Genomic DNA, 6659 nt, shown 5'->3' with positions numbered 1-6659 from the left:
TCGTCGGCCTGCGGATCAGTCGCGGCCGTGGATGAGCAGGCCGAGGCCGTAGCCGAGGAGGCCGGCCACCAGCAGGGCGGCCACGGGGTGCTCGGCGACGTGGTGCGTGACCTCGCGGCCGCCCTGGCGCAGATAGTTGCCGCCGTTCTCGTAGGCGTCCTCGGCGTAGTCGTACGCTTCACGACCGGCATTGCGGACGGATCGCTCCGCGCGCTCATAGGTGTCCCCGGCGGCGTCCCGCGCCTGGCGCGCGCGGGCCTTGATCTCGCGTCCGTCGGATCCGGCGACATCGTCGACGGCGTCGCGGACACGGCCACCGACGTCGCGGGCTGCGTCAGCGGCGCGCTCGGCAGCCTCGCCGACAGCGTCCTTCGCCTGACCATAAAGGTTCTCGGCCGTGCCCTGGACTTCGCGCGCCCGGCCCTCGACGGAGTTGCGGTTCGAACCGGTCAGGTCGCCGACCACGCCCTGGACCTTGCCGCCGAGTTCCTTCGCGGCTCCGGTGATCCGATTGGTATCGACCATGATCTTCGCTCCTGTATCTCTAATCTCTCGCCTGGACGATGTCCGGCGCCGTCAGGCTCACCCTAAGTCTCGGAAACACTTTTGGTTTCACTGCGGACTTCGGTAATTTGTGCTGAGCTCTTCCTTCGTCCACCACATCGTGATCACCGATCAGCTTTCCGATGGCTTTCTTTACCGAGCCCTTGGGCGTTTCAGCCGTAATCGCGGACTCGGAAGCGCGGACTTGGATTCACTCGTAGATCGATCCGCGCATCTGATTGGGCCGACCCGCATCTCTCGCGTCTCGACCCTCCCAAGGTGGCGCGTACCGACGACCGATCAATGATGCATTCATACCGGTAAGGAGATTTTATTTAACCGGTCGAGCCCGCCGGAAACCCGTTGTTGCGCCCCCAGACGATGGCCTCGGAGCGCTTGTGCACGCCCAGCTTGCGGTAGAGGGCAGCGGCATGATTCCGGACCGTGTTGCGCGAGAGGGTCAAACGCTTGGCGATGGCATCGTCACCGAGTCCCGAGCAGATGAGATCGAGGATCTGACGTTCGCGGACCGTCATGTTGGGGGCGACGGAGACCTGGTGCTCGCCGCCCGGCCGACGCAGGTTGGCGAGCTTGTCGATCAGCCCTCGGCTGAACCAGGAGGTGTCGGCCATGACGGTCTCGATGGCCTCGAACAGGTCGCGCTCGGTGCGTTTGCGCTCGGTGATGTCCTGCAGGACGAGAAGGGCGTAGATGTCGTCCCCGATCTCGACCCGCTCGGCGGAGACGATGCAATCGAGGCTCGTTCCATCCCCGTGCTGAAGGCAGGCTTCGAGCCCGAGGACGTAGCCGGTCATGGCCACGGAACTCTCGAACTTCTCACGGGCCGCATCGTGGACCCAGAGCCCGAGCTCCGACGGTGAGCGCCCGGCGACCGTCTCGGCGGCATGGCCGAAGACCCGTGTGAAAGCCTCGTTCACCCCGGTGATGGCGAAGCTGTCCGCCCGCGCGAGCACCGTCGGCACGGGCGTCAGGCGGAAGGCCTTCGCGAAGCGCTCCTCGCTCTGACGCAAGGCCATCTCGGCCTTCCGGCGCAATTCGAGATCGGCGAAGGTGAAGAGCATGCACGGCTCCTCACCGAGTTCCATCGGCTGGCCGGCGACGATGACATGGCGCTCGCCCCCGCCGGGCAGGTCGAGACAGGCCTCCATCTGCGGGATGGTCCCGCCCTCGTTCAGTCGCGAGATGGCCAGATCCCGGCTCCGGGCGCCCGCCAGGACATCGACCTCGTAGACGCTGCGACCGATGACGGCATCACGGGTGTAACCCGTCATCTCGAGGAAGCCGAGATTCACCTTGACGTGGCGCAGGTCCGCGAGCCGGCAGATCACCGCCGGGGCCGGATTCGCGTTGAACGTCTTCTCGAAGCGGTCCTCGGCCTCGAACTGATCCGAGACGTCCTTGAGGATCAGCGCGAGGCAACTGGGACTGCCGTCGCGATCGGTGGCCACGAGGCTGCGCAGGGAATGGACGAAGGTGACGTCCGGCTTGTCGGTGCGCCTCACCTCCACGATCACGTCATGGAACGTCTCACCGGACACCACGCGCTCGATCGGGTATTGATCGGGCGTGCGGTTGTTGCGGTAGCGCAGGGAGAAACGCTCGCGATAGGCATCGACGGTCTCTCCGAGCTCGTCCACCGACTCCGCGCCATGCATCGCCAGAGCCGCCTCGTTGGCGTAGGCGATGGTCTGGTCCGGCTCGACGAGGATCACCCCCTCGCTGAGGCCGGCGATGATCTGCCGGAGTTCGTACCTGTCGACGCCGAGTGTCACTGTGGCTCCCATCGCTTCATGGACCAAGCCACGGCTCAGCCTTTAACAAATGCATGGGCGGTCAGTTCCAGGTTCACTCGGGACGAGCCTGGTATATTGGAGTGATCCACAGAAGCATCGTCGGCTGAGAAAGCGCAGTGCCCCATGCAAGGGCATCTTTCGTTGGCAGGAGGTATGTCTGCTCTTGTACAAACCGACGCCCTTGATGTTCGTATTGAAGTATTCTCGTCGAACGGCCGCGCCGGCCCATGGGCATCAAAGAATCGGTTGCCCCAACTTGTCCCCTCGACCTGATAAATCCATCGATGGCGCCGGATTGCAGAAGGTAGGCCGGTCAAAGGATCGGCTTCGCGACCGAGACGCGTAACCAAAGCCGGGCGATCGCCGAATTCCTTCTCAGGCCACCGCGGAACCCGGTGCCACGACGAAGGACCGCCTCCCATGAGCACGCTCCCCCGAACCGTCGCCGTCGCCCTTCGCCGCCAGCCCCACGGGCGCGGAGCCGAAAGCGCAGGGCGGTGTGGCCAAGCCCCCGGCGACGAATTAGGGTCTCGGTCGTGAGCCTGGCGCAGGCGGCGCATTCGGGCCGTCTGTCCGTCCTTCAGGCTCGGTCCGCGGAGACCGGAAGCATCGCGACCATGCCCGCCCGATCGATGGCATCGTCCGGCGAGGGATCGCTGTCTGCTGCGATGCAGGCGGCTCAGAACGGCGATGCCGCAGCCTACCGGGCGCTCCTGCGCGATTGCGTGCCCGTCATTTCCGCCATGGCGAGGGCCAAGGGCGTGCCGAGCCCCGGCATCGACGACGTGGTTCAGGATGCCCTGCTGACGATCCACCGGGCGCGGGCCAGCTACGATCCCGCCCGGCCCTTTCTCCCCTGGCTCCGTGCCATCGTCCACCGGCGCGCCATCGACGCCATGCGCCACGCCAGCCGTCGGCCGCGCGAGGTCCATGATCCGATCGCCTACGAAGCACGCGCCGACGATGGGCCCCTGCCGGGGTACGATCTGGTGGTCCGCGACCGTCGCCGGATGGTCGCGGAGGCCGTCGCCCATCTTCCCCCGGGGCAGCGCGAGGCGATCGAGCACATCGCACTGCGCGAGCTCTCCCTCGATGAAGCCTCGCTTCTCACCGGGCGGACCAAGACGGCGCTGAAAGTCAATTTCCATCGGGCTCTCAAGGCCCTGCGTGCCTCTCTCTCATTCAGCAAGGAGGGTTCGGATGTCTGATGCCGCCCGCCACGAGCGTCTCGTCGAGGAGCTGGCCCGGTCGCTCGCGCCGATCCGCCGCCTGCCCGCGCCGGGATGGCGGGCTTTGGTATGGGCATCCGCCGTGCTCGCCCTGGGTCTTCTCCTCCTGCCCCTGTCGGACTCGACCGGCTTGCAAGCGCGTCTCGGCGTTCCCGATCTTCGCTATGCTGCGCTCGGAGCGATACTGACCAGCGTGGCCGCGGCCTTTGCGGCCTTCCAGAGCAGCGTGCCGGGCCGTAGCCGGGCCTGGGCCCTGCTGCCGATCCCGCCCCTCGTCCTGTGGATCGGAGTCAGCGGGCTCGGTTGCCTGCGGACCTGGCTCGCTCCCGCGTCCAACCTCGCGGAAACCGGGGAGATGCGCGGGTGCTTCGTCTTCCTGATCGGCGTCTCGCTGCCGCTCTCGGTCCTGCTGGTCGTGATGCTGCGGCGAGCCTGCCCGTTGAACCCGAGCGTCACGGCGGCTTTGGGGGGCCTCGCCGTCGCGGCGGCGGCGGCGGCGCTTCTGGTGCCGTTCCATCCTCACGACACCACCGCGACGGATCTCGCCGTCCATCTCATGGCCGTTCTCATCGTGGTCGCCCTCAACGGGCTTCTCGGCGGCCGCATCCTCGAGGGAGCGACCGGCCGACGCTCCGCCGCCACGGCGGTGGATGCCGATCCCTGAGCAGGTTCGCAGGGACAAGTCGACGCTTCACCTCGCTGAGGCCCTCGAAGGGGCGCAGGTTCGAGGGCGCAAAAAGCCGGTGCCCCCTTTTGCCGAACCGGCATGGGCGGACAGCCGGTGTCTCGCGCCGGCCGATTAGAATGGCCTTAATCATGCCGCGCTAGCCTCCCGCCGACCGGACCTTCCGTCCGCCGGCGAGACGCATGACCGTGACATCTCCCTCGGCACAGATCGGCACGCCGACCTACAGCCTCGTCGTTCCCGTCTTCAACGAGGAGGCCGTGCTGCCGGTGCTGCTGCACCGTCTCGATCAGCTTCTCGACACGCTTGACGGTCCGGCGGAGGTAATCATCGTCGATGACGGCAGCACCGACATGACCGGCATCGTCGCCGCCGGCCGCGCCAAGGACGATCCGCGCTACCGCTATCTCGCCCTGTCGCGGAATTTCGGCCATCAGATCGCCATCACCGCCGGGATGGAGCGCGCCGCGGGGGCCGCCGTCGTGGTGATGGACGCCGATCTGCAGGACCCGCCGGAGGTCGTCCTCGAACTCGCCGCCAAATGGCGCGAGGGCTACGAGATCGTCTATGCGAAGCGCCTGAGCCGGGAGGGCGAGAGCCGCTTCAAGCGCTGGACCGCCGGTCTGTTCTACCGCCTCATCCGGGCGCTCACCGCCATCGACATCCCGGCCGATGTCGGCGATTTCCGCCTCGTCGACCGCAAGGCCCTCGACGCCTTCCTGGCCATGCCCGAGCGCGACCGCTTCGTGCGCGGCATGTTCAGCTGGATGGGCTTCCGCCAGACCGCCGTGCCGTTCCACCGTCTGTCGCGGACCCTGGGCCGGACCAAATACGGCTGGTCGAAGATGTTGCGGCTCGCCTTCGACGGCATCGTCGGCTTCTCCGACATTCCCCTCCGCTTCGCCCTCTGGGCCGGCACGGCGGTGTCCCTCTCGGCGCTGGCCTACGGATTCTACATTGCCGTGCGCGCCCTCTACGACCCGGCCCTGGTCAGCGGCTGGGCCTCCATCGTCGTCCTCGTCTCCTTCCTCGCCGGCATGAACCTGCTGATGACCGGCATCGTCGGCCTCTATGTCGGACGCATCCATACCGAGGTGAAGAAGCGCCCCCTCTACGTGGTCGGCCGGGCGGTGGGCTTCCCGGAGGATGGACAGACCGCAACATCGAGGATCGCGGCATGACCAGCGCCTTCGACGCGTACCGCACGAGCTACGATGCGGTCGTCCAGGATTCGATCGCCTTCTCGGGGCTCGAACACGGCTTCTTCCTCGACGCGAAGGCCGATCTCCTCGCGGACGTGTTCGGCCGGCACTTCGGTGCCTCCCGCCCGTCGCTCCTCGATGTCGGCTGCGGCGTCGGCCTCCTCCATCGCCGCCTCGCCGGCATCGTCTCGGGGATGGCGGGCACCGATCCCTCGCCCGAATCCGTGGCCCGTGCGGAAAGCGAGAACCCCGGCAACCGCTACCGTCTCCAGGAAGCCGGCACCCTGCCGTTCGAGGACGGGGCATTCGACGCGACGCTCGCCGTCTGCGTCTTCCATCACGTCCCCGTCGCCGAGCGTTCCGGCCTCCTTGCGGAGATGCGGCGCGTGACCCGCCCGGGCGGCCTCGTGGCGATCATCGAGCACAACCCGTGGAACCCGCTGACGCGGCTCGCGGTGTCACGCTGCCCCTTCGATCACGACGCCGTGCTGCTCGGCGCCCGCAAGACCCGGACCCTCCTCGGGGAACAGGGGCTGCGGGACATACGCAGCCGGCACTTCCTGGCCTTCCCGTTCCGGCGGGGATGGGTCCGGACCGTCGAGGCGCGGATCGGCCGGCTGCCGCTCGGCGCGCAGTTCCTGGCTTGCGGAACCGTTTGACTCCGCATCGAAGGCGGGAGTTGGACCTCGGCCACGCGACCACGCCGCAGGCCCGATTCGACCCGCGCGGCCATCATCCCTTGATCATCTGACGCCGAGCCTCTATCCGGGCGGCGTCTTTCGCCCGGCTCGACATCTCGAGCGCCGCCCTGGGCGACCGCTCATGTGACTTTGTTTTAGGAATGTGACGATGGCCAAAGAGAAGTTTGCCCGCACCAAGCCGCACTGCAACATCGGCACGATCGGTCCCGTACTCGACGTGGGCCGTCGAGATCGTGATGCCGCGCGCCTTCTCCTCGGGGGCCGTGTCGATCTGGTCGTAGGCCGTGAACGTCGCACCGCCCAACTCCGCCAGGACCTTCGGGATCGCCGCCGTCAGCGACGTCGTGCCGTGGTCGACGTGACCGATCGTGCCGAGGTTGCCGTGCGGCTTGGTGCGGGCAAACTTCTCTTTGGCCCTCGTAGGCTCCGTAATCTCAATGTTTCAGGTGATGCTGGTGCGGTCCGGAAAAGGCGGGAAGCTTTAA

The 6659-nt window shown here is 67.1% G+C and carries 6 protein-coding genes and 1 pseudogene; 4 read left to right on the top strand and 3 right to left on the bottom strand.

Features of this window, described 5'->3' with window-relative positions; all coding sequences use genetic code 11:
- Positions 1 to 15: 15 nt before the first annotated feature.
- Both MKK51_RS00050 and MKK51_RS00045 read right to left on the bottom strand, forming a co-directional pair.
- Complete coding sequence (locus tag MKK51_RS00050) at positions 16 to 525, bottom strand: CsbD family protein (RefSeq protein WP_243974227.1); 510 nt, start codon at positions 523 to 525, stop codon at positions 16 to 18.
- A 353-nt stretch (positions 526 to 878) separates the two neighbouring features.
- Complete coding sequence (locus tag MKK51_RS00045; RefSeq protein ID WP_243974225.1) at positions 879 to 2336, bottom strand: helix-turn-helix transcriptional regulator; 1458 nt, start codon at positions 2334 to 2336, stop codon at positions 879 to 881.
- Between the two features lie 638 nt (positions 2337 to 2974).
- On the opposite strand from MKK51_RS00045, the gene MKK51_RS00040 reads away from it, so the two are divergent.
- From MKK51_RS00040 to MKK51_RS00025, 4 genes are all read left to right on the top strand, one after another.
- Positions 2975 to 3565 carry an RNA polymerase sigma factor gene (locus tag MKK51_RS00040; RefSeq protein ID WP_243974223.1) on the top strand — a complete coding sequence of 197 codons (591 nt, stop codon included), beginning with the start codon at positions 2975 to 2977 and terminating at the stop codon, positions 3563 to 3565.
- Complete coding sequence (locus MKK51_RS00035) at positions 3558 to 4250, top strand: NrsF family protein (RefSeq protein WP_243974221.1); 693 nt, start codon at positions 3558 to 3560, stop codon at positions 4248 to 4250. The genes MKK51_RS00040 and MKK51_RS00035 overlap by 8 nt, the downstream gene beginning before the upstream one ends.
- Before the next feature lie 203 nt (positions 4251 to 4453).
- Positions 4454 to 5452, top strand: a complete 999-nt coding sequence (locus tag MKK51_RS00030) for a glycosyltransferase family 2 protein (RefSeq protein ID WP_243974219.1) — start codon at positions 4454 to 4456, stop codon at positions 5450 to 5452.
- Complete coding sequence (locus MKK51_RS00025; RefSeq protein WP_243974217.1) at positions 5449 to 6132, top strand: class I SAM-dependent methyltransferase; 684 nt, start codon at positions 5449 to 5451, stop codon at positions 6130 to 6132. The genes MKK51_RS00030 and MKK51_RS00025 overlap by 4 nt, the downstream gene beginning before the upstream one ends.
- Before the next feature lie 226 nt (positions 6133 to 6358).
- On the opposite strand, the pseudogene MKK51_RS00020 reads toward MKK51_RS00025, so the two are convergent.
- Positions 6359 to 6607: pseudogene (locus tag MKK51_RS00020) on the bottom strand (GTP-binding protein); the annotation flags it as partial.
- Positions 6608 to 6659 lie beyond the last annotated feature (52 nt).

This window comes from Methylobacterium sp. E-045, assembly GCF_022829685.1.
Classification (GTDB): domain Bacteria; phylum Pseudomonadota; class Alphaproteobacteria; order Rhizobiales; family Beijerinckiaceae; genus Methylobacterium.
Note: the sequence above shows the minus strand (reverse complement) of the source record. Positions and strands in the feature narration are given on the sequence as shown.

Excerpts from the sequence above, each read along its gene's own strand:
- MKK51_RS00050 (WP_243974227.1), bottom strand. The coding sequence starts at position 525 with ATGGTCGATACCAATCGGATCACCGGAGCCGCGAAGGAACTCGGCGGC.
- MKK51_RS00040 (WP_243974223.1), top strand. The coding sequence starts at position 2,975 with ATGCCCGCCCGATCGATGGCATCGTCCGGCGAGGGATCGCTGTCTGCT.
- MKK51_RS00035 (WP_243974221.1), top strand. The coding sequence starts at position 3,558 with ATGTCTGATGCCGCCCGCCACGAGCGTCTCGTCGAGGAGCTGGCCCGG.
- MKK51_RS00030 (WP_243974219.1), top strand. The coding sequence starts at position 4,454 with ATGACCGTGACATCTCCCTCGGCACAGATCGGCACGCCGACCTACAGC.
- MKK51_RS00025 (WP_243974217.1), top strand. The coding sequence starts at position 5,449 with ATGACCAGCGCCTTCGACGCGTACCGCACGAGCTACGATGCGGTCGTC.